At 50.8% G+C, this 264-nt stretch carries 1 protein-coding gene; it reads right to left on the bottom strand.

The genetic code is table 11. From position 1 onward, the window contains the following. The coding region (locus Q4563_RS20430; protein ID WP_303605817.1) for a transporter substrate-binding domain-containing protein at window positions 1-264 on the bottom strand (264 nt) is incomplete at both ends.

Raw genomic sequence — 264 nt, 5'->3', positions numbered from 1 at the left:
CACTGATCGCGATTGGCTTCAGTCCATTGGCTTCACAATATTCTACCGACAGCGTCTGCAACTGTTTCAGCCAGGCCGTGCCCGCCATGGAACCAATGCGGTGACCACAGAAATCTTCTGGCACTTCAGGCTGATAGTCACTGCCTTTGATCGACAGAATGGATTCACCACTTTTCAGGTAAGGAATCATGTCGATCACTTTCATACGATCGGCAGTGATGTACATCGACGAGTTGGTGATGTCGAAACGGCCACCCCGCAAAC

The organism is Gilvimarinus sp. 1_MG-2023, from assembly GCF_030548285.1.
This window is presented reverse-complemented; position numbering and strand designations above follow the sequence as displayed.